Source organism: Paenibacillus algicola (assembly GCF_005577435.1).
GTDB lineage: Bacteria > Bacillota > Bacilli > Paenibacillales > Paenibacillaceae > Paenibacillus_AQ > Paenibacillus_AQ algicola.
The window spans coordinates 4,441,788-4,463,693 of record NZ_CP040396.1 but is presented as its reverse complement, the minus strand read 5'-3'; the positions used below and the strand labels follow the sequence as shown (position 1 = coordinate 4,463,693).

Genomic DNA, 21,906 nt, shown 5'->3' with positions numbered 1-21,906 from the left:
CATTATAACGAATTCAAAAGCTTGAGAAGCCATGAATGGTGTGTCCCTGGGAAGGCAGGCCGTACGGGCGGGGTGAGAATCTGACCCAAGCCCGGCGGTGACGTATGACGGCTTGGCGGTCATGCTCCTGGAACGGGCGAGGACAGCATGGATTAAGACAGCAAGGCAGGAATTTGGAGATCATCAGGCCTCCTGCAGCCCATTTGAAGAGTCTTCCTACATTGAGGTGAAGTAAGTGTCAAAAACAATTGCGATAGCAAACCAAAAGGGAGGAGTCGGTAAAACGACGACCTCTGTAAATCTGGGTGCAGGGCTGGCTTCCATCGGCAAGCGGGTGCTGCTGGTGGACATTGATCCCCAGGGCAATACGACAAGCGGTGTCGGGATTAATAAAGCGGATGTGGAGAACTGCATTTACGATATCATTATTAATGATGTGCATCCGAAGGATGCGATCAAGCCGACGAACATAGAGGGACTACATATTATACCGGCGACCATTCAGCTGGCAGGAGCGGAAATTGAGCTGGTTCCGACGATATCCAGAGAGGTTCGCCTCAAGAAGGCTCTATCTCTGGTGAAGCCGATGTACGATTATATTCTGATCGATTGTCCACCCTCGCTGGGGATCCTGACGATTAACTCCTTGACTGCAGCCGATTCCGTCATCATTCCGATTCAATGTGAATATTACGCGCTAGAAGGATTAAGCCAGCTGCTGAACACGGTTCGGCTTGTCCAGAAGCATTTAAATACGTCGCTGCAAATTGAAGGTGTTCTGTTGACGATGCTGGATGCACGAACGAATCTAGGCATTCAGGTCATCGAGGAAGTGAAGAAATATTTTCAGGAAAAAGTGTACCGGACCATTATTCCGCGCAATATTCGTTTGAGTGAAGCCCCGTCGCACGGTCAGTCGATTATTACGTATGATCCCCGCTCTAAAGGGGCGGAGGTATACCTGGAATTGGCAAAGGAAGTGGTTTCTTATGAGTAAACGTTTGGGAAAAGGGCTGGATGCGCTGATTCCTTCCTTGTCGATTAACGAGGATGACAAGGTTGTTGAGATCCCGCTCAGTCAGCTTCGGGCTAATCCTTACCAGCCCAGAAAAACGTTTAATGATGAGGCAATCCAGGAGCTCGCTGAATCCATTCGTCAGCACGGTGTCATTCAGCCGATCATAGTCCGCAGTGTCTTGAAGGGCTATGAGATCATTGCCGGTGAACGCCGCTTCAGAGCTTCCCAGTATTGTGGTAAAGCAACGATTCCAGCTGTAGTTCGAGCCTTCAGTGATCAGCAGGTTATGGAGATTGCTCTGATTGAGAATCTTCAACGGGAGAACCTGAATGCAATGGAGGTGGCGGTAGCGTATCAGGGATTGATGGAGCAGTTCTCCTTAACGCAAGAGGAGCTGTCCCTTAAGGTGGGTAAATCTCGCTCTCACATCGCTAACTTTCTAAGGCTGCTATCTCTGCCCGATGAAGTGAAGGAATATGTTTCACGTGGAACACTGTCTATGGGACATGCTCGCGCTATTGTCGGCTTGAAGGAGCCCGCGCTAGTGAATCAATTGGCAAAGCAATGTGTACAGCAGGAGTGGAGCGTCAGAGAGCTGGAGGAAGCGGTTCAGAATGTAGACCGTAAAGCTTCCGAGAAGGAAAAGGCGCTCAAGACCAAGAAGCGGGACCCCTTCATCGATCATATGGAAGAGAACCTGAGGGAGCATTTTAAGACAACGGTGAAGATTAAGCACAACAAGGACAAGGGCAAAATCGAAATTAACTATTACAGCAAACAGGATCTGGAACGATTGCTGGAGCTGTTAGGAAATTAACAACGAAAGCGGAATATCACATCTGGATGGAGAAAGGCATGTCGGTGTTCCTGAAATGCAGAGGAGCCGAGATGTCTTTTTCTCTGGAATGAAGAGGAGGTGGATGGGCTTCGTGATTTATCTAGATCATGCAGCGACCTCATGGCCGAAGCCACCGGCGGTAATCCAAGCGATGAAGAAAGCGATGGATGAGGCTGGAGCAAATCCAGGGCGGGGCAGTCATAAAATGGCCGTTCAAGCCTCACGCGTGCTGTTTGGGACCCGCCAGAGTCTGGCAAGCCTGTTTGCAGTGAACAATCCCAATGACATCATCCTGACCTCCAACACAACCTCTGCGCTAAACCTGGCTATAAAGGGATATGTGAAGCCGGGAGATCATGTCATTGCTACAATGGTGGAGCATAATTCGGTGCGGCGGCCGCTGGAGTATTTAAAGCGTACGGCAGGTGTTGAAGTGGACTATGTTACGCTCAGTCCAGAGGGTGAACTGGAATTATCGGCTCTAGAGCGAGCCTTCCGCAGTAACACCTCACTGGTCGTCTGCAGCCACAGCTCCAATCTGCTGGGTTCCATTCTTCCGGTTGCGGAGATGGGTGCCTTGGCTGAGAAGCATGGGGCTGTGCTGCTGGTGGATGCCGCTCAAAGTGCTGGCATGCTGGACATTGATGTGAAGCAAATGAACATCGGGATGCTGGCTTTCCCCGGGCATAAAGGACTAATGGGACCGCAAGGAACCGGCGGGCTGTATCTCTCTCCGGAGATCGAGCTAGAGCCTCAATGGCATGGAGGCACAGGAGGGCAGTCAGAGGCCCCAGAGCAGCCCGATGTTAGGCCTGACCGTTACGAGGCAGGGACCCCGAATACTGCTGGCTTTGCCGGCCTACAGGCGGGTATAGAGCAGGTGCGGGCGTGGACGATCGAGAAGGTCTACCGGCACGAGTGGGAGCTGTCACAGCTTATGCTGGAGGGGCTGGGCTCGATCCCGGGCGTAGAGCTGCTGGGACCGGGCGCAGGCAAGCCACGGACAGGCATTGTATCCTTTGTGACGGAAAGAATGGACCCGGCGATGCTGGCCTTTCGATTAGATCGGGAATATGAGATTGCCGTCAGATCCGGGCTGCATTGCACCCCGCTGGGACATCAGGCAGCCGGAACGGAGCGCAGCGGGGCAGTGCGGGCAAGTGTAGGCATGGGGACGAGCAGGCAGGATGTCCAGACGTTAATCCAGGCTGTGAAAGAAATTTTGGCATAGACCGCAGATTTTGATGGGAGAAGGAATGAACAAGCATGTCTGAATGGAATGAATGGATTCTTGAACAGCTTCACTGGGTCGCAGCGGGAGCCGTTCTAGTCATCCTGCTGCTATGGATCATCGTGTTGGTACAAGGCTTAAAAATACGCCGCATGTCTAAAAAATATAATGCCATGATGTCCGGCAGCGGCGTAGAGGACCTGGAGTCACTGCTCCTCAATCTCAAGATTCAATTGGATGCTGTCGAGGAAGAGCAGGGGCAGCATCGTGAACACTTGGCAAGCGTTGGGACTGCGCTGCTCGGGATCAAGACCCGAACCGGTATTGTTCGTTACAATGCGTTCGGTGAACGCGGGAACGATCTGAGCTTCTCCCTTGCGCTGCTGAGCAAGAAGGGAGACGGTTTGGTGCTGACAGGGTTATATAATCGGGACAATTCCTTTGTATATGCCAAGCCGGTCAAGAACAGCGAGTCGTCACATACTCTTTCCCCGGAGGAGAAAGAGGCTATCCGTCTTGCGCTGCAAGAAGATTAGAGCGATGCCAGTCTTTCATTGCACAGAACAAGCAGCTCGCGATAATATCGGATAAACGCATAACGAGACTCAATCTTGTATTTTGCAGAACAAAATACTCCATAAAGCCGCCGACGTTCACGATACCTGTAATATGGATATCGCCAACCGGCGGCAATTCTTTATTTACGCCGGCTCCCGGCTTCAGGGGACCATCGCTGATCTGGATGGAACCGACACTTGCAGTTTGGCCTAAACATGCGTCTACACCGATAATATAGGGGTTATCGTACGTACTGTAGATCATGCTCAGTGTATCCTGCAGGTTCATGGCATGCACAGGATCATCCAAGGTTCCATACAGATGAAACATGCTGCTGTGATAGCGGGCCAGGGCGGTGCCGACGAGCGGTCCGAGACAGTCCCCTGTCGAGCGATCCGTTCCGATACATACAACCACCAGGGGACGGCAGCCCACCCCGGCTGATAAATGATAGAGCAGACGATGAATCAGAGCAGGGTGGATTTCAGGGTCGCTATGTGATAATTTCAAGCTGGGTGTAGTCGGAAGGGACGGGCTGTTTACGGGACGTTTCATGGAATCTTCCTTTCGTCTGCAAATGGTAGTATCAGTATATGGATGGCGGCTTGTTTTTATACTTGGTATAGGGGTAAAAAAAGAAAGATTGCAATATTCAATAGAGGGGTATATTAGGATAGAGAAGGGATGCAGGATGGAAGGATTATTAATTATTGCGTTTGATTCTACACAGCAGGCGCTGCGTACAGAAATGCTGCTGGAGTATAAGGACATTGATATGGACATATTTCCAACGCCCAAAGAAATAACAGCGGGCTGTGCGCTCTCGATCCAGTTTCCGGAGACGGAGCTGGAGGAAGTGCAGTCCATCATCGTTTCTGAACAGGTTGAGATCAGGGGAATCTTCAAGCCTCTTTCTAATGGAGGCTATTCAAGCATCTAAGACTTCAAAGTCAGAGGGGTAGATAGCCAATGGTGCAGTCTTCAATGTTGACCATTCAGCAGAAAGCAGAGAAAACGGTGGATGAGGCTCTCAGTATAGGCGAGCGATTCTGGAACAAAATGAGTGATCCGGATTTATGGCTGGCCATTGCTTTTGGAGCCATACGGATTCTGGTCATTATCCTTCTTACGCGTCTTATTATCGGGGTCATCAACCGGCTGATTCAGCGGTTTCTGGAGAATCAGCAGAAGAGTCGGATTAGTGTGAATCCAAGGCGCTTTGTCACCGTGGGAGAGCTGCTGCGGAATGTCACGTCCGTCGTGTGCAACTTTGTAATGATTCTGCTGATTTTGTCAGAGTTTAACTTCGATCTGGGGCCGCTGCTTGCCGGTGCGGGAGTGCTGGGACTTGCAATCGGCTTCGGGGCGCAAAGCCTGGTTAAAGATGTGATTACGGGATTCTTTATTATTTTTGAAGATCAGTTTGCGGTCGGCGATGTGATCAAGAGCGGAGAGTTCCGGGGCACTGTAGAAATGATTGGTCTTCGTACAACACGGATTAAGGGCTTAGGCGGAGAAACCTATATGATCCCGAATGGGTTGATTACAAGCCTGACGAACTACTCCTTGTCCAACTCCCTCGCGGTAGTGGATCTGCCGGTCAAGAATGAGAAAAGTGTGCAGGATACACTGGCTTTAATTAAACTGGCACTCACAGGTCTTGAAGAGCAGGTGGAGGCGATCAGAAGTCAGCCTGAGGTGCTGGGTGTTCAATCTCTTACGACAGCTGAATATGTCGTTCGGATTGCAGCGGAGTGCCGGCCTAATGGTAAGGAAGAAGTGGAGCGGGCTATGCTGCAGGCCATCAAGGAAGCGATTGAAGTGAGAGAGCTAAAGTCGATGGAGGGTTAAGACGGACAGGGCGTGGCATAGTGCGTTTTAAAGATAACAGCAAGTGAAGGGGTTTAAGAAAAAGGGGGATCTGGAGATGGAGCGGAAGGTGTTCCAGCTGGGAGATATCGTACAAATGAAGAAGCCGCATCCCTGCGGCAATAATGAGATGGAAGTTATACGGATGGGGATGGATATCCGCATCAAATGTACAAAGTGTCAGCATAGTGTAATGGTGCCAAGACTGAAGTTTGAGAAAAATATGAAAAAGGTGCTGCGCTCTAAGGAACAGCCTGCTGACGAGGGAACGCTGTAGGTTAGCGGGATCGGCGGCGCCGTGCTGGCGCCGCCGCCAAGGTGGCCGATCCACCAACCAACCCTTTGACAAGCTAAGCATTCCATGATACAATAAATCTTGCTGTGGAAAGGTACCCAAGAGGTCCAAGGGGGCTGACTCGAAATCAGTTAGGCGTCGCAAGGCGTGCGTGGGTTCGAATCCCACCCTTTCCGCCACTTATGTTACAGCCCGCTGTTATACAGCTTACAGTACGGTATGTGAGGCGTAAGCTGATCGATTTACATACGATAAGGCGCTAGCTGATTGCGAAGCACGCCTTAATAATTCCGGAATACTCTCTACGTGATTATCGCGTAGGGGGTATTTTTGCGTTATAGACAAAAAAACGGACGTAAGACGGTAAATATGCGCAATCCAATAATTAACGTTGGTCCTCCGTCATATATGCTTGCAGAGGCGGTCGACTTCGTAATAAAGGAGCGTACGATACGCGGCTATATTCAGAATATGGACCACTCCAAGAATGTTCGAGTGAACAAAGAAAAGGCCGCAGAGCATTCTTTAATGATATGTACCTTAACTTTGGAGTAACTGACGACCCTATAGGCCAAGGCACAAAGGCAGTTTCCCATGGATATTGGAAACGTCCACATAATCCGATAAAAAAGTATAGGTAAATACGCGGCCCTAGTTTTTACAAATAAAATGAAAATAGAAGAACAGCGGTCCTTAGACCTAATCAAACTAAATTTTAGTTGAGGAGAAGATGAAAGATGAAAAAGGTTTTGCTCTCGGCATTAGCAGCGATCACGCTATTAACGGGTAGTTATACGTCAGCACCACCTAAAGTGGAAGCAGGGGTAGTGGATACCGCAAAGGACATTATTACTGCCGTTACTGCGAAGTTTAAAGATGTGAAGGGTCATTGGGCTGAAAGTATTATCGCCAAGGCATATGATCTGGAGTTGATTTCTGGGTATAAGGATGGTTCGTTTAAGCCGAATGGCCAAATCACTCGTGCAGAGTTTGCAGCCATCCTCAGTCGTACTACGAAGTTACCTACGGTAACAAATAGCGAACCGTTCGCTGACCTGAAGGATCATTGGGCCGGATTTGCCGTCAATCAACTTGTCGCGCAAGGTTTTATTAACCCAAGTGATTATCCAAACGGATTTAATCCGAACACAAAGTTGACTCGCTACGAAATGATGAAATGGATTTCTAATGGGCTTATGAATTCCAATGACTCATTTAAACAGGCTTTTCAAGACACGAAAAACACGTTGCTTCCTACACCAGAGGCCATTCGCAGGGAGATTAGTGCTGACAAGGTTCCGTACCTTGCGTTGGTCCGTGGCACGGGAATCGTAGGTGGATTTGAAGACGGAACTTTGAAACCGCAAAATACCACAACCAGGGCGGAGGTATCTGCAATCCTTCTCCGTTATATGGACGTAGAAGGAAAAAGTGCATCTGCTTACCCTGAACTAAATGAACTGAGAGAGGTTGGGACAACTGGCACCAATCTTATCTCCCTCACCGGGTATCACTATACCGAAGGAAGCTTTTCTGATATCCGGAATACTCAAATTACTCTTGCCAATAACTCAGCACGATTAAAGATAAAAAACATAATCGCTGTAGATGCAAAGACTGATGATCTTAAAGGTGTATATTCCACATTATTCTACCCTAAAGTTGAAAGTCATCAAAAAGGGAAATTTATCACCTATGCGAACCTTGATATGACCTCATTAATCGACAAACCTGTCGGTAACATCTATAGTCAAGGACTTACATCGAGACTGATTTCTTTCAATAGAATTACTGATACAGATTACGTAAACTCGGTGGGAATTAAAACCTTCCCTCAAAGTGCACTATCGTATTTTAAGAAGAACGTGGAGAATTCGCTCTGGACGACAGCATTCCTAATGCCAGGTAGGGGTTATTTCATCACGAATGATAATCAAGATACCGTTGCAATTTATGAATAAGAGGTAAGTGGGTGAATTGACAATGAAAAATAGTAGAGACCGTGGTTCCTTAAACATGTTATCGTCGCTGAGAATCTTTGCTCATGTGTTTTAGGAGTAGACAGCGATGTCCAGGTGGCCGATCCGTCCCGCCAAAGTCTCAAACTATCACTGCTAAGGTTCGTTCTGTGCCTGTTTCGGCGAACCCTGGAACATACTGGTACAATTGGACAGTGGAGGGTCGGTAACAGTTTCAAATGCGGGAAATCGAAATGATCCGTTACATGCGAATGAACAAGTAATACCATATAGTGTTGATCTTTCAAACTATCTTGCAACTCCATGGGACGCACAACGTTAGTGCACAGGTGTTTTTGCATGTAGTCACATTAAGCATAACAAAGAGAGGCCCTTTCAGGCCTCTCTTGCTGGTTAGACGGTGCATGTGATGTTGTCGAATCAGAACTAACACATGCTGCGATACTTCGGTGAAGAGCATTTCACTTGTCCAGTGGTCAAGCTTTCAGCTAATTCCCTCCGCATGCTTTAAGTGCAGAGCTGGATCCTATGCGTAATTCGGCTGAATCATCCAACGGAACCACACCTCTCTCATTGCACCGCCTGATTATATTGTGACCCGTTTGACGCAGATTATACGTGCCTCAGCGCAATTATTTGGGCTGGACGTGACGTTTGTTTTTCCATACCCGATCTTCATTGGATACATCCGGGAAGGTGTCTCCTGCCTTCATCGTGATCTGATGGGGGTCCTGGATCCCCATGATATGGTCATTCTCTCCGACCTCAATATAGATACCATTGTTAGGCGCTTTGTCACCGCCACGAAATTTGCTGCGTTCACCCATCATGCATCGCCTCCTAATTTAGGATATGAATATTACCGCTTTAGGATTTCCCGGAAAGGGCAGCCTGATAGCAGGAAAGAAGAGGCAGTCCCTGAAAAGATCTTATGTAAAAAGGGAATATGATCGAAAGAAGGAGCAGAGGCTTCAGAAATAATCATGCTAAAATGGCAATTATCCTTGCTTTTCGATTATCCGTTCTGGTATTATATTATGGTGCGAGTTTACGCTCGCTCCTTGCTCCCAACCTGGATTGGGGGCCGAAGTCCATAAGGAGGTGAAAGTTATGCGCAAATACGAAGTGATGTACATTATTCGTCCTGACATTGAGCAAGAAGCTGTTCAAGCTGCAGTCGAAAAATTCCAAGGCATCATCTCCAACGGCGGAGAAATTACGAAGCATGATGTAATGGGTAAGCGCCGTCTTGCGTATGAGATCAAGAAATTCCGTGATGGTGTTTATGTTCTGGTTAACTTTACTGCAGAGCCTGCAGTCGTTACCGAGCTTGAGCGTATCATGAAAATTTCTGACGAAGTAATTCGTTATCTCATCACAAACGACGTAGCCTAAGACGTGGGTTTGTAATTGAATTCGTTCTAAGGAGGGGATTGGATTGTTGAACCGTGTCATTTTGATCGGCCGGCTAACCCGGGATCCTGAGCTGCGTTATACACCAGCAGGGGTTGCGGTCACTCAGTTTACGCTTGCCGTAGACCGTCCGTTTACTGGACAAGGCGGGGAACGCGAAGCGGATTTCATCCCGGTAGTAACCTGGAGACAGCTCGCGGAAACCTGTGCGAACTATCTGCGTAAAGGCCGTCTGACGGCTGTAGAAGGACGCATTCAAGTACGGAATTACGAGAATAACGAAGGTAAGCGTGTATACGTGACTGAAGTTATTGCAGATAATGTCCGTTTCTTGGAATCGAACCGTGACAGCGGCGGAGGCAGCGGACAACGTGAGGAATCCACGTACAACGGAGGAAGCAGCAATAGCGGCGGAAACCGGGGGAACAGTGGAGGTTACTCGCGCAACAATCAGGATCCTTTTTCCGATGAAGGAAAACCGATCGATATTTCGGATGATGATTTGCCATTTTAATAAGGAAGGACTGACTACACATGGCTTTCAAGCAAAGAGAAGGCGGAGACAACGACAAAAGACCGGCACGCCGTGGCGGCCGCAACAAGCGTCGTAAAGTATGTTTCTTCACTGTGAACAAGATCACTCACATTGACTATAAAGATATCGATCTCCTCAAGAAGTTCATCAGCGAGCGCGGCAAAATTTTGCCACGTCGTGTGACTGGAACTAGCGCGAAATACCAGCGTGCACTGACGATTGCGGTTAAACGCTCCCGTCAAATCGCATTGCTTCCATACACTACAGAGTAATAGACTCTGTAGAACGAAACAGTCTGCCATTGCGGCAGGCTGTTTTTTATTTCTTTTTGTAGACGCCCATCCGGGTTCCATTCCTCTCTTGTCTATCCCAAGTAGACAACCGGACATGCCATGTCACGCTGGAGCAGTACCTTATACATAGCGGCAACTCATGGCATCCCTGGCAGATGCTTTGCGACCGTAAACAAAGTATAGAGATGAGTAGACATTCGAGGACCAAGATCCGCTCCATTAAAGGAAGAATGGGGATTCCTAAAGATGAAATAGGAGTACCGTCAAAAATTTTCCTTCATTATATATGCCCTCAAACTAACCTCAGTCTGAATGCTGGGGTTCACCCCATAAACATGGTCTCTGACCCACACCTTCCATTGTATCATCAGTGTCCACTCAGGAAGGACATTCACAGCACATGCATAGAATTCCTCATTTATCCAAATGCTATGGAAAAAAAGGAGGACAACATCATGTGCAGACGCTTTTCCATGTCCGCGTCGCTGGACGAGATTCAGAATCATTTTGACATCAGACGGGTCATTTACCCTTACAAGAGCCGGTACAATATTAGCCCGATGCAGAGCATGCCGGTGATGATGCTGGATCACTTGGGTAATCTGGTGCTTGATGAGTATCGCTGGGGGCTGGTGCCCTATTGGGGGAAGGATGCGGTTAATGCGGACCTTCAGACGGTCTATGCCAACCCCACCTATAGCAAGAAGACGGTAGAGCAGCGCCGCTGCGTCATCGCTTGTAACGGACTGTACTACTGGAGAACGGTAGGCAAGCGAAGATATGCGGTGCGCGTTGTGACTGAGAATCACGAACCCTTTGGTGTAGCCGGCTTGTACGAGGTATGGAGAAACGCGAAGGGCGAGGAGACCCGCACCTCCACCATGCTGATGACAGATGCGAATGTGGCGATCCGCGAGTTTGAGCCGCGTATGCCGGCGATTCTGTCAAGCGAAGGCATCGCGGCCTGGCTGCAGCCGGAGAACGCCAGCATTCAGCGGCTGCAGCGCCAGCTCAGAACGTACGAGGCACCGATGAGCATGTATCCGGTAACTCCACTGATCGCCAATGATTTGCATGACCATCAGCAGTGCATTGAGGAGATGGACCTAAAGGCAGCATGGGTGAAATCGGTGTAGGACTCAGCTTCAGATGAGGAGGAGCTCCAGCGGCATTGGGGCTCTTTTTTCAGAATAATGAATTAAACGTTACACCGACAGATACAAAAGAGAACCTTTACCGCGTAAACGATGAAAATCCACACCAGAATTTTACGCAACATTTAATCTTTCTTTACATCGTCAAAATAATATGCAATTTACCAGCCAGTTTATGTTATATTAGTTAACACAGAAGTTCAAAAAAACTCAAATTGAAATGAAAGGGAGATGTATTTGCGGATAATAAGCTGCCGTTTCTGAAAACACGGAGGATCTTCATCCAGATTTATGCTCATAGAAAGAGTCTTAAAGTCGCACTGGGAAACATTTTTTATATCAAATTTCAAAAAAGTGATTGACGTCATCTAATTTTACACGTATCATAACATTAATTTTACAGAATAGAAGATATGTGAATGTCTTTGCAACTAATTGACCATTGGTATATTTTCTGAACTGTAAGGGGAGTCATGATTTCACCGTCGTCAAGCTTTCGCTTTGTCATTATGTATGGATAATTTCTAAATTATCCTGAGAAATGATAAGCACCATTATTTTGAAGGAGGATTAAGCATGAAGAAAAGAATGTCGCTGCTGCTGGTAATGCTGTTGATGGCTGTTTCTGTATTGGCTGCATGCTCCGGCGGCAACAGTGCTGAAGAGTCAGGGGACACTGGAACACAGCAAGAGGCGCCTGCTAACAACGAAGGGGAAAACACAGAGGAACCTTCCGAAGGCGAAGAAGAAAGCTATGGTTATTTCGAAGCAGAAGATCCTTCTGCAAACCCGACTACCGCTACAGATCGTACAGATACACTGATCATCGGTATGACTTCTCCAAAAGGGGTATTCAACCCTTACTTCTGGCAAACGGCGTATGACAAGTACGTTGTAAACACCATCTTTGACACTTTCCTGGAAGTTTCCGGTGACGGTACTTACACAGAGAGCCTGGCAGAGAGCGTGGACGTGTCCGAGGACGGCCTGAAGTACACCTTCAAGCTGAAGCCAGGTGTAACGTACACTGATGGCACGCCAATGACCGTAAACGACTATGTATTCGCAATGAAGATTATGCTTGATCCAGCTTACGATGGTGAGTCCGACATGATGTCTATGAAAATTGTGGGCTCCAAGGAATATAAAGAAGGAGATGCTACTGAAATCTCCGGTATTAAAGTCATTGACGATCTGACTGTAGAAGTGACTGTAGAAGAAGCTACAGCGTTGACTCGTGACTACCTGGGTGATGTTGCCCTGATTCCTCAGCACTACTATGGCAAGGACTTCAAAAAAGGCGACATGGATTCCCTGAAAACTCTGCATGACAAGCCACTGGGCAGCGGTCCTTACATTATGACCAAGTTCTCCCCAGGACAAGAGGTTGTATTCGAAGCGAACGAGAACTACTTCAAAGGCGCTCCGAAGATCAAGAACCTGGTTTACAAAACAACAACAGATGAAACTATGCTTCCAATGCTGCAGTCCGGTGAAATCGACATGGACATGATCACAGTAAGTGAAGATAACGTAGAAGAAGTGAAGACCATGGGCTTCCTGGATCTGAACATCTTCCCTACGAACGGTTACGGCTATGTAGCATTTAACCACAATGTAGAGAAGTTCCAAGACCAAAAGGTTCGTCAAGCTCTGATGTACGGTCTAAACCGTGCAGAGATCGTTGAAAGCATCTACGGCATTTATGCCAACCCGCTGAACATTCCGGAATCCAGCGTCTCTTGGGCTTTCACTGATGAGAACGTAGAAACTTATGATTTCGATCCGGAAAAAGCGAAAGAATTGCTTGCAGAAGCAGGCTGGGCTGCAGGTGCAGACGGCGTCCTGGAGAAAGACGGACAGAAATTCACCATCGACTTCTCTGCAACAGCAGACAACCCGGTTGTAGAAGCACTGCTTCCAATCATGACTGCAAACTATCAAGACCTGGGCATCGAAATCAAAGCAGAAACGCTGGACTTCAATGCCATCATGGACAAGAAAGACCAAGGCAACTTTGAAATGTTCTTCGCAGCATGGGGACTGACTCCAGATCCGGACAACACCGTTTATATTACAGATGGTGCACAGAACGATACTGGATACTCCAATGCTACAGTGGATGAGCTGATGCAAAAAGGTAAAATGGAGCTTGGCGGTCCTGAAGCACGCGCTGAGATCTACAAGCAAATGTACCAAGAAATGAACAAGGATCTTCCGAACCTGTTCCTGTATCAAAGACGTGATGGCTGGGCGATCAATAGCCGTGTAAACGGTCTGGACATTACCGCCTATAAGGATTTCCCTTACAGCCTGTATCAAGCAACACTTGAATAATAACATCTAGGAAGGATATGCTCAGTCCGCGAGGACTGAGCATATCCACTTATATGCCGGGAGGAAAGATTATGAAGCAGTATATCATCCGGAGGCTGCTGCAGATGATCCCGACACTGATCGGGATTTCCATACTTGTCTTCGCCATATCCGCTATGGTGCCAGGCGACTATATCACTGCAAAGAACAGTCCGAGTATGACGGCTGAGAAAAAAGCCGAGCTTCGGGCTATTTATGGTTTGGATAAGCCGCCGGTTGAGCGTTATTTCACCTGGGCCGGAAACATGGCAACAGGAAACTTTGGAGACTCACTCCAGCACAAACAGCCTGTAACAAAAGTAATTGATAACTATGTATGGAACTCATTCATTATTGCATTTGCCAGCTTGGTGTTAAGCTGGATCTTGGCTATATTTGCCGGGGTGTTCTCGGCTAGATTTCAGTACTCCTTTTTTGATAAAGTTGTAACGCTGCTAGTCTTCTTATTTATGTCTCTACCATCCTTCTTTATCGGTCTTCTGCTCATTAAGGTGTTCTCGCTGGAACTGGGCTGGTTCCCTGTCGGCGGAATGACAACGGCCGGCTCCAAAGCGACGGGCTTCGGGTATATTTGGGACGTTGTTGAGCATGCCTTCCTGCCGGTTCTGGTATTGACGATGCTTAGTACAGGAAGCTTGACCCGTTATTTCCGGACAAGCATGCTGGAGGTTATTCGTCAGGACTACATCCGTACCGCGCGTGCGAAAGGCTTAAAGGAACGGACAGTAATATTCAAGCATGCGCTGCGTAATGCCATGCTGCCTGCAATTACGCTGATGGGCTTCGAGCTGCCTGCATTGTTTGGCGGTGCGATTATTCTGGAGAGAGTCTTCGTATGGCCGGGTATTGGCCAGGTTTATCTGGAATCCATCAACGTGCGTGACTATCCGTTCATGCTGGGCTTCACCATCTTTTTGGCCGTGCTGACTTTGATCGGAAACCTGATTTCCGATGTATTGTATGGCGCCGCAGACCCAAGAATCCGTTTAAAGTAGGAGGAGATTATTTTGTCCCTGGAGGCTGCACCTCTTGATACGAAAACCCAAGTCCCTGTAAAGCAGCCGGATTCTCCGTGGAGAATTGCGTTTCGCCGTTTTGCGCGCAATCGTTTGGCTGTGATTGGACTTTTGATATTAGTGTTTATGTTTCTGTTCAGCTTCGTGGGACCGTGGTTCTCACCCTATGAGCTGAATGATTATAACGTCAAGAACAAGAACCTGGCACCTAATGCCGAGCACTGGCTCGGTACAGACAAGCTGGGCCGGGATATCCTGCTGCGCCTGATGCTGGCAGGCAGAATCTCTCTGACCGTAGGCTTGGTAGCGACGGGGATCTCCATCCTCATCGGCGCTACACTGGGCGCACTGGCTGGCTTCTATCGCAAGCTGACGGACACCGTGATCATGCGTCTTGCGGATATTTTCATGGCGCTTCCATCGCTCCCGATCCTGATCATCCTGGGTGCGATTCTGTCTGACCTGAAGGTAGACCCGGCTGACCGGATCTACTTCCTGATGCTGATTCTCGGTATTCTGGGCTGGACGACAATTGCCCGCCTCGTGCGCGGACAAATTCTGACCCTGCGGGAGCAGGAATTCATGCAGGCGACAGAAGCACTCGGTCTGCGGGACCGCCGGAAGATCTTCCGTCATTTGATGCCGAATACAATTCCGATTATTATCGTTACAGCTACACTGGGTGTCGCGGGGGCCATTATTTCCGAATCGGCGCTCAGCTTCCTGGGTATTGGCGTGGTACCTCCGACGCCGTCATGGGGAAATATGATCTCGGCTGCCAACAGCCTGATTGATTTCCGCAAAAGACCTTGGCTTTGGATTCCGCCCGGTATGTGTATCCTCATTACCGTGGTGGCGATCAACCTGATCGGTGACGGTCTCCGTGACGCTCTGGATCCAAAAATGAAGAAGTAGGAGATGCGCTCATGGCAAAAGATTTAGTAGAATTTCGCAATTTAAAAACGCATTTTCATACATCTGCGGGCACTGTCAAAGCCGTTGACGATGTCAGCTTCAAGATACGAGAAGGCGAAACCGTATGTGTGGTCGGTGAATCCGGCTGCGGCAAAAGTGTAACGGCCATGTCACTGATGCGGCTGATTGATACACCGCCAACGGGTGGAGAAATCCTGTTCGAAGGCAAGGACCTTCTGAAATTAAATAAAAGTGATATGAGCCAGATTCGCGGGAACGAGATTGCGATGATCTTTCAGGAGCCGATGACGTCCCTGAATCCCGTGCTTACGATCGGGGAGCAGATCATTGAACCGATCATGCTGCATGAGCTGGTGAGCAAGAAAGAAGCTCGCACTCGTGCCATCGAGCTCATCAACCTGGTCGGCATTCCGCGTCCGGAGAAGATCTATGAGTCCTATCCGCATGAGCTGAGCGGCGGTATGAGACAGCGGATCATGATCGCGATTGCGCTGAGCTGTAATCCGAAGCTTCTCATCGCGGATGAGCCGACAACGGCTCTTGACGTGACGATTCAGGCTCAGATTCTGGATCTGATGCGTGATATCAAGAAGAAATTCAACACATCCATTATGCTGATTACGCATGACCTGGGTGTTGTGGCCGAAATGGCAGACTACGTGGTAGTTATGTATGCCGGCAAGGTCATTGAGCAGGCACCGGTGATCGAGCTGTTCCAGAATCCGAAGCATCCGTACACCAAGGGTCTGCTGAAGGCTAAGCCGATTATTAACCAGCGCCAGGAGCGCTTGTACTCCATTCCGGGCTCCGTACCGAATCCGGTCGATCTTGGCAACAACTGCCACTTCCATGACCGCTGCGAGTTCTGCATGAATATTTGCGTGGAGAAGGAGCCGCCGCTCGGTACAGACCCTAATGGTCATAAAGTCGCCTGCTGGCTGTATGAAGAGGAGGGGAAAGCACAATGAGTGAAGTACTGCTCGAGGTCGATCATCTTAAAAAATACTTCCCCATCCACGGCGGCGTGTTTCAGCGTAAAGTCGGTGACGTAAAAGCCGTTGATGACGTCAGCTTCTCGATTCGCAAGGGCGAATCCTTCGGCCTGGTTGGCGAATCCGGCTGCGGCAAGAGCACCATCGGGCGGACGATTCTTCGCCTGCTGGAGAAGACGGAAGGCAAGGTCATCTTTGACGGCAAAGATCTGCACAGCCTGTCGAAGGAACAAATGCGCGAGATGCGTACGAAGATGCAGATCGTATTTCAGGATCCGTTCAGTTCCCTTAACCCGAGAATCAAGGTCGGGGAAGCGATTGGCGAGGCGCTGCTGGACCACAAGCTGGTTAGCCGCAAGGACCTGAAGGCGAAGGTCATTGAGACCCTGCAAATTTGCGGACTGGCCGATTATCACTACGACCGGTTCCCGCATGAATTCTCCGGTGGTCAGCGTCAGCGGATCGGGATTGCCCGCGCGCTTATTATGAACCCGGAATTTATCGTAGCGGACGAGCCGGTATCTGCGCTGGACGTATCCATCCAGGCACAGATTATTAACCTGCTCAGTGATCTGCAGCGCGATAAGCAGCTCACGTATCTGTTTATCTCTCACGATCTCAGCGTGGTAGAGCATCTGTGTGACCGGATCGGCGTTATGTATCTGGGCTCTATGGTGGAAATGGCGAGCAAGGATGAGCTGTTCCGCAATCCGCTGCACCCGTACACCAAAGCGCTGCTGTCAGCGATTCCGGTGCCGGATCCCACTTTGAAACGGGAACGCATCGTGCTGAAAGGCGATATCCCGAGCCCGGCGAATCCGCCGTCCGGCTGCAAGTTCCACACCCGCTGTCCGCTGGCGTCGGACATTTGCAAGCAGCAGGTGCCGGAATACCGGAACATGGGCGACGATCATTTTGTAGCCTGCCATTTTGCATAAATATATTCATAGGTTTTGAGAGCAGCGGCGAATCCTCGCCGCTGTTTTTTGTGTTCTGGCAGCGCCCATGCTCCTGCTGTCCAAAAAAACTTTAAAAAAATGTGAAAAAAAGAAGACCAAAACCGCTTTTCAACCGTCTATATAGTATGGAGGGTTACGCGATGAGGAAAAAGTGGTTTTGGGTTGTGATGATGATGTTGATTGCTTTCCCGGCAGGCTCACTGATGCTCGCCGGTGCCGATTCCGGCAAACGGCCACAGACGCAGGCTAAGGCCGTCGTACTGCTGGATCTGCAGAGCGGCCGGATATTGTATAGCCATAATCAGAATGCTCCACTGCCTTCAGCGAGCATGCCGAAGTTGATGACACAGCTGCTCGTGCTCGATGGCGTCCGTTCAGGTGTTATTCACTGGGAGGACAAGGTAAAGGTCAGCCTGGCAGCGAGTCAGTCCCAGGGCAACCGCCTGCGGCTTCAAGCCGGTGAGGTTGTGACGGTGCAGGAGCTGTTTCAAGGCGTCGCGTTCTACTCTGCCGAGGATGCAGCAATGGCTCTGGCGGAGCATATGTCTGGCACGGAGAAGGATTTTGTTCACCTGATGAATCAGCGCTCCCGGGAGCTGGGATTATCGCCGCAAACGGTATTTTATCCATCCGCACAGGCACAGCAGAAGCACCCCGGCAAGGACGGAAGTAAGCCGGCTGCAAGCAGCACCCGAATGACTGCGGCAGATACAGCCCTTTTGGCGGCTCATCTCATTACGCAGTACCCCGAAATTCTGGACACCTCAAGCCAGACCCAGATCAAGATCGCGGGCAAGGACTTATATTTAAGCAGCAACAACTGGATGCTTCCATCCATGGCCGGTCCCTATGCCTATGAAGGAACAGACGGACTGAAGGCCGGCTACTCAGAGCAGGCGGGGTATTGCTTTACAGGCACAGCCCAGAGAGGCGGCACCCGCCTGATCGCTGTCGTGCTCGGTACGGGCAGCAGGGAGCAGCGGTTTGAAGAGACGCGGAGGCTGTTTGATTATGGCTTCAGCAAGAATATGACATTGCAAGAGCGGCTGAACGACTGGCTCCATCCGGAGAAGGCGACGGCTGCTCTTTTTTAATCTATGGCAGGTACGTAATTGTGGATGAATTATGGAAGTTTTACCGATCCCTTCACAGGAAGACTCAACATCGTTTACAATAAAAGTGATGCCCCGGCGGATGGTCTTGCAGCCTGCAATGAACACGCCGGTCATGATGCGTCATCAGGGCGCATATTCGTTTAATGAATGAAAGGAGGCGGCGAAAGAGTAGCTTCCGCAAACATGGAAATCAGTCAGCCCCAAGCTATTATTTTATAAAAAAAGAAGGAATATAACTCATGAAGAGGAAAATGATATATATCACCCTGGCCGCAGTTATGCTGCTCGGCGGGCTGGCGTTTCTGTTTCGCTCCCAACTGACCGTGCTGGCTTTTGACCTGTTCATGGCTGATAAGGTGGAGAACTCGCTGCAGCACTCATACAAGCCGCTGCAGAGCGAGCAGGCCCCGGAGCCGGCGGTGATGCAAAGCGAGCCGTTCAGCGTCATGCTGCTGGGAAGCGATCAGCGGGAGGATGAGCCGGCACGCTCCGACACGATGATTATGGCGGTGGTACGTCCGAAGGAATCGAATATATTGCTGATCTCGGTCCCGCGGGATACGTATGTGGAAATGGTCGGCCGCGGACATAAAGACAAGATCACGCATGCCTTTGCCTTTGGCGGCCATCAGATGGCGCTGGACACGATGGAAGCATTTCTGGATGAGGACATTAATTATTATGCATCGATTAACTTTCAGGGCTTGAAGGACGTCATTGACGCTATGGGCGGCGTGGAGCTGCCGATTGGCAAGGACATTGTGAACAAAGGCTGGAATCACGATAAGTTCACGATCAAGGCGAATCAGCCTGTCTATTACGGAGAGGATGCGCTCAATTACGTGCGCTACCGTGAGGATAGTGATTACAACCGGACGAAGCGGCAGCAGGTATTCCTCGATGCCGTAGCCAAGCGGCTGAAGGAGCTGGATCAGATCAGCAGAGTGCCGGAGTATATCGAGGTTATGGGAGAGAACTTCCAGACGGATATGCAGCCTAAATTTATGGTGGACCTGGCGAAGCAGCTCATGGCTGGCGGCAAGCCGGAAATGACGACAATGACGATTATGGGTGAAGGTGTGCGCTATGGCGGCGTTTTTTATAATGAAGCTTATGAAGAGGATGTTCAGCTTGCCAAGGATATGATCGACAACTGGATGAACCCGGACACGCCGGAGTCCCAGCTCATGAAGCCGGAAGCAGAAGTCGAGGAACAGTCTCAGCAGCAGAACACTGTAGAAGCGGAAGAATAATGAAGCAGGCCGGATCATACGGACTGATATAGTGCAGGATGAGTTAAATCAGCAGTCCGGATTGTCTGGCTGCTGATTTTGTGTCCTGTAAGCCGATATGTGTTGGAGAAGGATTTCAATAATAAAGCGCTTGCAAATTCACGCCATACGGTGGCGTACGGTCGCATAGATTGAAAAAAGAGCGACGGCGGACATCTGAACAAGAGCGTCCGTGTTTAGAAGGAGGATTCAGGAATTATGAATATCGCGTTTTTTTTGCTGCCGAAGCAGGAGGTTGTCTGCCTGACTTGGGATTCCACGCTGCGGCAAACGCTGGAGCGGATGGAGTACCACCGATATACGGCGGTGCCGATTCTGGATAAGGACGGACAGTATGCGGGGACAGTGACGGAGGGAGATCTGCTGTGGTACATGAAAAACTCGGATGGCCAGATCACGTTTGAGAATTCCTCCCGATTCTCGCTGCGAGACGTTCCGCTGCGGATGGAGATCAAGCCGGTCTCGATCGAGGCGAATATGGAGGATCTGATCAACCTGGCGAAGGTGCAGAACTTTGTACCGGTAGTGGATGATATGAACCGCTTTATCGGCATCGTCCGCCGCAGCCAGGTCATTGAATATTGTGAAAAATTCGTTTCCCGGGAGCCTGCCGCTGAATCCAGCGGGGCCTCGTCCTGAAGACCATGAGCCAAGAATCGGGCCTGCGACCGCACTTTGAAATTCAAGCGGCGCAGGCTCGTGCTGTATGTTCGGGGTTGCTGCTCCCCGCTCGCTTGATGTGGGGAAGGCGCTTTTATGCTATAATCAGCAATAAAGCTTTTTCACGGGAGAGATGAGGCTTGCCAAAGGATTTGGATGTTGCCAAGAGAGCCAAGGTCATTGAGTGGCTGAAGACGGAGGTCGTTGACAATGTGTCCCGGCTGTTCAAGGCCTTGTGGGAAGGAAGCACCGGTAAGGTTGGGGATAGTCTGGCCAGCCTCATGATGAGCTCTTACATACTGGGGCGCAGACTGGGAATGTCCTACAAGGATTTGGATGGGCTCCTACTTGAAAAGCTAAAAAAACACCAGCAGGAAGGCCATCAGCTGGAGGACTGGTATCAGGATATTTCAGCACTCCAAGAACATTTGCGTAAGAGGTGAACCTATTGAAACAGCGCTTTGCGCCTGCAGTCTGGAGCATCATTTATTTACTCTTGCTGCTGTCGTTACTTACACCGTTTTCCATGGTAACTGCATTTCTGCTCGTTGTGCCGGTTGCCGTTCTATTCGCTGCACTGCCTCTAAAATTATTCATGCTCCACATCGTGCCGGTCTGGCTCGCAGTGGCTTTGATTCACCCGATTTTTCTAGTTATGGCTGCGTTCTTCCTGGTTCCGGGCGTCATTATGGGACAGCTGTACCGTAAGCAGGAGCCGGCGATGAAGGTGCTCCGCTACGGCCTTGCGGCGCTGCTGCTGGAGCTGGTGCTGCTGTTAGTAGTCGGAACGGCGTTTTTCCAGCTGGATGTGAACCAGTATGTAGATGAGATCGTCACCATGACCACGCAGCCTCTGGAGGATATGGGCAGCAGCGGCGCTTTGACTGGAGGCCTGACTTGGACAGCCGAGCAGAGCGAAGCCATTAGCCGCATGACCCAGATGATGCTGCCGTTTGCCATGATTCTCAGCTCGCTTCTGATTGTTGCTATTACGCATGCGATCGCTCGCCCGGTGCTGAACCGGATGGGGGTTTCGGTACCGGCGCTGAAGCGTGCCAAGGACTGGAGACTGCCGCGCTCGCTGATCTGGTATTACCTTCTGGTCGTCATTCTGGATTTTGCGAGTCAGGATTCGGACAGCCGGTTCCTGGAGGTCATTGTCGTTAACGCCACGCCGCTGCTGCAGCTGTGCTTTATGATTCAGGCGCTGGGCTTCTTCTTCTTTCTGGCCGATAACCGGAAGTGGCATCCGATCCTTCCGATCCTGTCAGCCATTCCGATTGTTCTGTTCCCGCCGATGCAGATTATCGGCATTCTGGATCTGGTGTTTCCGCTGCGCCAGGCATTTAGTAAAAACAAAAGATAGGGTGATCAGTC

At 49.7% G+C, this 21,906-nt stretch carries 25 protein-coding genes and 1 tRNA gene; 24 read left to right on the top strand and 2 right to left on the bottom strand.

Going from position 1 to position 21,906, the window contains the following annotated elements; genetic code table 11:
• Positions 1–97: 97 nt before the first annotated feature.
• The 5 genes from E6C60_RS21230 to E6C60_RS20695 all read left to right on the top strand — a co-directional run bounded on the left by E6C60_RS21230 (position 98) and on the right by E6C60_RS20695 (position 3,623).
• Complete coding sequence (locus tag E6C60_RS21230; RefSeq protein WP_217496361.1) at positions 98–235, top strand: hypothetical protein; 138 nt, start codon at positions 98–100, stop codon at positions 233–235.
• A complete protein-coding gene (locus E6C60_RS20710) occupies positions 236–997 on the top strand; it encodes a ParA family protein (RefSeq protein WP_138227537.1) in 762 nt (253 codons plus the stop codon).
• Positions 990–1,835 (top strand): ParB/RepB/Spo0J family partition protein, encoded by an 846-nt coding sequence (locus E6C60_RS20705; protein ID WP_138227536.1) that lies wholly within the window; start codon positions 990–992, stop codon positions 1,833–1,835. The genes E6C60_RS20710 and E6C60_RS20705 overlap by 8 nt, the downstream gene beginning before the upstream one ends.
• Before the next feature lie 103 nt (positions 1,836–1,938).
• Positions 1,939–3,087 carry an aminotransferase class V-fold PLP-dependent enzyme gene (locus E6C60_RS20700; RefSeq protein ID WP_138227935.1) on the top strand — a complete coding sequence of 383 codons (1,149 nt, stop codon included), beginning with the start codon at positions 1,939–1,941 and terminating at the stop codon, positions 3,085–3,087.
• A gap of 35 nt (positions 3,088–3,122) precedes the next feature.
• Entirely contained in the window at positions 3,123–3,623 is a 501-nt protein-coding gene (locus E6C60_RS20695) for a DUF4446 family protein (protein WP_138227535.1), read from the top strand.
• Here the strand turns inward: E6C60_RS20695 and yyaC are convergent.
• Positions 3,595–4,200: a spore protease YyaC gene (yyaC, locus tag E6C60_RS20690; protein ID WP_138227534.1), complete on the bottom strand. Its 606-nt coding sequence runs from the start codon at positions 4,198–4,200 to the stop codon at positions 3,595–3,597. The two genes, E6C60_RS20695 and yyaC, sit on opposite strands and share 29 nt — an antisense overlap.
• A 136-nt stretch (positions 4,201–4,336) precedes the next feature.
• On the opposite strand from yyaC, the gene E6C60_RS20685 reads away from it, so the two are divergent.
• The 5 genes from E6C60_RS20685 (at position 4,337) to E6C60_RS20665 (ending at position 7,770) form a co-directional block, all read left to right on the top strand.
• Entirely contained in the window at positions 4,337–4,585 is a 249-nt protein-coding gene (locus E6C60_RS20685) for a putative Se/S carrier protein (RefSeq protein WP_138227533.1), read from the top strand.
• 29 nt (positions 4,586–4,614) lie between these two features.
• Positions 4,615–5,496 (top strand): mechanosensitive ion channel family protein, encoded by an 882-nt coding sequence (locus E6C60_RS20680; RefSeq protein ID WP_138227532.1) that lies wholly within the window; start codon positions 4,615–4,617, stop codon positions 5,494–5,496.
• A gap of 76 nt (positions 5,497–5,572) precedes the next feature.
• Positions 5,573–5,791: a DUF951 domain-containing protein gene (locus E6C60_RS20675; RefSeq protein WP_138227531.1), complete on the top strand. Its 219-nt coding sequence runs from the start codon at positions 5,573–5,575 to the stop codon at positions 5,789–5,791.
• 106 nt (positions 5,792–5,897) lie between these two features.
• A tRNA-Ser gene (locus E6C60_RS20670) sits at positions 5,898–5,988 on the top strand.
• 558 nt (positions 5,989–6,546) lie between these two features.
• Positions 6,547–7,770: an S-layer homology domain-containing protein gene (locus tag E6C60_RS20665; RefSeq protein ID WP_138227530.1), complete on the top strand. Its 1,224-nt coding sequence runs from the start codon at positions 6,547–6,549 to the stop codon at positions 7,768–7,770.
• 650 nt (positions 7,771–8,420) lie between these two features.
• On the opposite strand, the gene E6C60_RS20660 is transcribed toward E6C60_RS20665, so the two are convergent.
• Positions 8,421–8,618, bottom strand: a complete 198-nt coding sequence (locus E6C60_RS20660; RefSeq protein ID WP_397333208.1) for a YjzC family protein — start codon at positions 8,616–8,618, stop codon at positions 8,421–8,423.
• A 280-nt stretch (positions 8,619–8,898) separates the two neighbouring features.
• On the opposite strand from E6C60_RS20660, the gene rpsF reads away from it, so the two are divergent.
• From rpsF to E6C60_RS20590, 14 genes are all read left to right on the top strand, one after another.
• Positions 8,899–9,183, top strand: coding sequence for a 30S ribosomal protein S6 (rpsF, locus tag E6C60_RS20655; protein WP_138227529.1), 285 nt, complete (start codon positions 8,899–8,901; stop codon positions 9,181–9,183).
• A 43-nt stretch (positions 9,184–9,226) separates the two neighbouring features.
• Entirely contained in the window at positions 9,227–9,715 is a 489-nt protein-coding gene (gene ssb / locus E6C60_RS20650; RefSeq protein ID WP_138227528.1) for a single-stranded DNA-binding protein, read from the top strand.
• 20 nt (positions 9,716–9,735) lie between these two features.
• Positions 9,736–10,008: a 30S ribosomal protein S18 gene (gene rpsR, locus E6C60_RS20645; RefSeq protein WP_138227527.1), complete on the top strand. Its 273-nt coding sequence runs from the start codon at positions 9,736–9,738 to the stop codon at positions 10,006–10,008.
• Positions 10,009–10,484: 476 nt separating this feature from the next.
• Positions 10,485–11,165: an SOS response-associated peptidase gene (locus tag E6C60_RS20640; protein ID WP_138227526.1), complete on the top strand. Its 681-nt coding sequence runs from the start codon at positions 10,485–10,487 to the stop codon at positions 11,163–11,165.
• Between the two features lie 594 nt (positions 11,166–11,759).
• Positions 11,760–13,520, top strand: a complete 1,761-nt coding sequence (locus tag E6C60_RS20635; protein ID WP_138227525.1) for an ABC transporter substrate-binding protein — start codon at positions 11,760–11,762, stop codon at positions 13,518–13,520.
• Positions 13,521–13,591: 71 nt separating this feature from the next.
• Positions 13,592–14,554, top strand: a complete 963-nt coding sequence (locus E6C60_RS20630) for an ABC transporter permease (protein ID WP_138227524.1) — start codon at positions 13,592–13,594, stop codon at positions 14,552–14,554.
• Positions 14,555–14,566: 12 nt separating this feature from the next.
• Positions 14,567–15,490, top strand: coding sequence for an oligopeptide ABC transporter permease (gene opp4C / locus E6C60_RS20625; RefSeq protein WP_138227523.1), 924 nt, complete (start codon positions 14,567–14,569; stop codon positions 15,488–15,490).
• 11 nt (positions 15,491–15,501) lie between these two features.
• A complete protein-coding gene (locus tag E6C60_RS20620) occupies positions 15,502–16,479 on the top strand; it encodes an ABC transporter ATP-binding protein (protein ID WP_138227522.1) in 978 nt (325 codons plus the stop codon).
• The gene (locus E6C60_RS20615) at positions 16,476–17,441 is read left to right on the top strand and encodes an ABC transporter ATP-binding protein (protein WP_138227521.1); all 966 of its coding nucleotides are present in this window, start codon (positions 16,476–16,478) and stop codon (positions 17,439–17,441) included. The genes E6C60_RS20620 and E6C60_RS20615 overlap by 4 nt, the downstream gene beginning before the upstream one ends.
• A gap of 161 nt (positions 17,442–17,602) precedes the next feature.
• Positions 17,603–18,556, top strand: a complete 954-nt coding sequence (locus E6C60_RS20610; RefSeq protein ID WP_138227520.1) for a D-alanyl-D-alanine carboxypeptidase family protein — start codon at positions 17,603–17,605, stop codon at positions 18,554–18,556.
• Between the two features lie 260 nt (positions 18,557–18,816).
• Positions 18,817–19,830: an LCP family protein gene (locus E6C60_RS20605; RefSeq protein WP_138227519.1), complete on the top strand. Its 1,014-nt coding sequence runs from the start codon at positions 18,817–18,819 to the stop codon at positions 19,828–19,830.
• Between the two features lie 237 nt (positions 19,831–20,067).
• Positions 20,068–20,508 carry a CBS domain-containing protein gene (locus E6C60_RS20600; RefSeq protein ID WP_138227518.1) on the top strand — a complete coding sequence of 147 codons (441 nt, stop codon included), beginning with the start codon at positions 20,068–20,070 and terminating at the stop codon, positions 20,506–20,508.
• 161 nt (positions 20,509–20,669) lie between these two features.
• Positions 20,670–20,972: a MazG-like family protein gene (locus E6C60_RS20595; RefSeq protein WP_138227517.1), complete on the top strand. Its 303-nt coding sequence runs from the start codon at positions 20,670–20,672 to the stop codon at positions 20,970–20,972.
• Positions 20,973–20,977: 5 nt separating this feature from the next.
• Entirely contained in the window at positions 20,978–21,895 is a 918-nt protein-coding gene (locus tag E6C60_RS20590) for a DUF2232 domain-containing protein (RefSeq protein WP_138227516.1), read from the top strand.
• Positions 21,896–21,906 lie beyond the last annotated feature (11 nt).

What these genes read in the sequence shown, in the direction of transcription:
- E6C60_RS20705 (WP_138227536.1), top strand. Translation starts at nt 990, where the DNA reads ATGAGTAAACGTTTGGGAAAAGGGCTGGATGCGCTGATTCCTTCCTTG.
- E6C60_RS20700 (WP_138227935.1), top strand. Translation starts at nt 1,939, where the DNA reads ATGGGCTTCGTGATTTATCTAGATCATGCAGCGACCTCATGGCCGAAG.
- E6C60_RS20695 (WP_138227535.1), top strand. Translation starts at nt 3,123, where the DNA reads ATGTCTGAATGGAATGAATGGATTCTTGAACAGCTTCACTGGGTCGCA.
- yyaC (WP_138227534.1), bottom strand. Translation starts at nt 4,200, where the DNA reads ATGAAACGTCCCGTAAACAGCCCGTCCCTTCCGACTACACCCAGCTTG.
- E6C60_RS20685 (WP_138227533.1), top strand. Translation starts at nt 4,337, where the DNA reads ATGGAAGGATTATTAATTATTGCGTTTGATTCTACACAGCAGGCGCTG.
- E6C60_RS20680 (WP_138227532.1), top strand. Translation starts at nt 4,615, where the DNA reads ATGGTGCAGTCTTCAATGTTGACCATTCAGCAGAAAGCAGAGAAAACG.
- E6C60_RS20675 (WP_138227531.1), top strand. Translation starts at nt 5,573, where the DNA reads ATGGAGCGGAAGGTGTTCCAGCTGGGAGATATCGTACAAATGAAGAAG.
- E6C60_RS20665 (WP_138227530.1), top strand. Translation starts at nt 6,547, where the DNA reads ATGAAAAAGGTTTTGCTCTCGGCATTAGCAGCGATCACGCTATTAACG.
- E6C60_RS20660 (WP_397333208.1), bottom strand. Translation starts at nt 8,618, where the DNA reads ATGATGGGTGAACGCAGCAAATTTCGTGGCGGTGACAAAGCGCCTAAC.
- rpsF (WP_138227529.1), top strand. Translation starts at nt 8,899, where the DNA reads ATGCGCAAATACGAAGTGATGTACATTATTCGTCCTGACATTGAGCAA.
- rpsR (WP_138227527.1), top strand. Translation starts at nt 9,736, where the DNA reads ATGGCTTTCAAGCAAAGAGAAGGCGGAGACAACGACAAAAGACCGGCA.
- E6C60_RS20640 (WP_138227526.1), top strand. Translation starts at nt 10,485, where the DNA reads ATGTGCAGACGCTTTTCCATGTCCGCGTCGCTGGACGAGATTCAGAAT.
- E6C60_RS20635 (WP_138227525.1), top strand. Translation starts at nt 11,760, where the DNA reads ATGAAGAAAAGAATGTCGCTGCTGCTGGTAATGCTGTTGATGGCTGTT.
- E6C60_RS20630 (WP_138227524.1), top strand. Translation starts at nt 13,592, where the DNA reads ATGAAGCAGTATATCATCCGGAGGCTGCTGCAGATGATCCCGACACTG.
- E6C60_RS20620 (WP_138227522.1), top strand. Translation starts at nt 15,502, where the DNA reads ATGGCAAAAGATTTAGTAGAATTTCGCAATTTAAAAACGCATTTTCAT.
- E6C60_RS20615 (WP_138227521.1), top strand. Translation starts at nt 16,476, where the DNA reads ATGAGTGAAGTACTGCTCGAGGTCGATCATCTTAAAAAATACTTCCCC.
- E6C60_RS20610 (WP_138227520.1), top strand. Translation starts at nt 17,603, where the DNA reads ATGAGGAAAAAGTGGTTTTGGGTTGTGATGATGATGTTGATTGCTTTC.
- E6C60_RS20605 (WP_138227519.1), top strand. Translation starts at nt 18,817, where the DNA reads ATGAAGAGGAAAATGATATATATCACCCTGGCCGCAGTTATGCTGCTC.
- E6C60_RS20600 (WP_138227518.1), top strand. Translation starts at nt 20,068, where the DNA reads ATGAATATCGCGTTTTTTTTGCTGCCGAAGCAGGAGGTTGTCTGCCTG.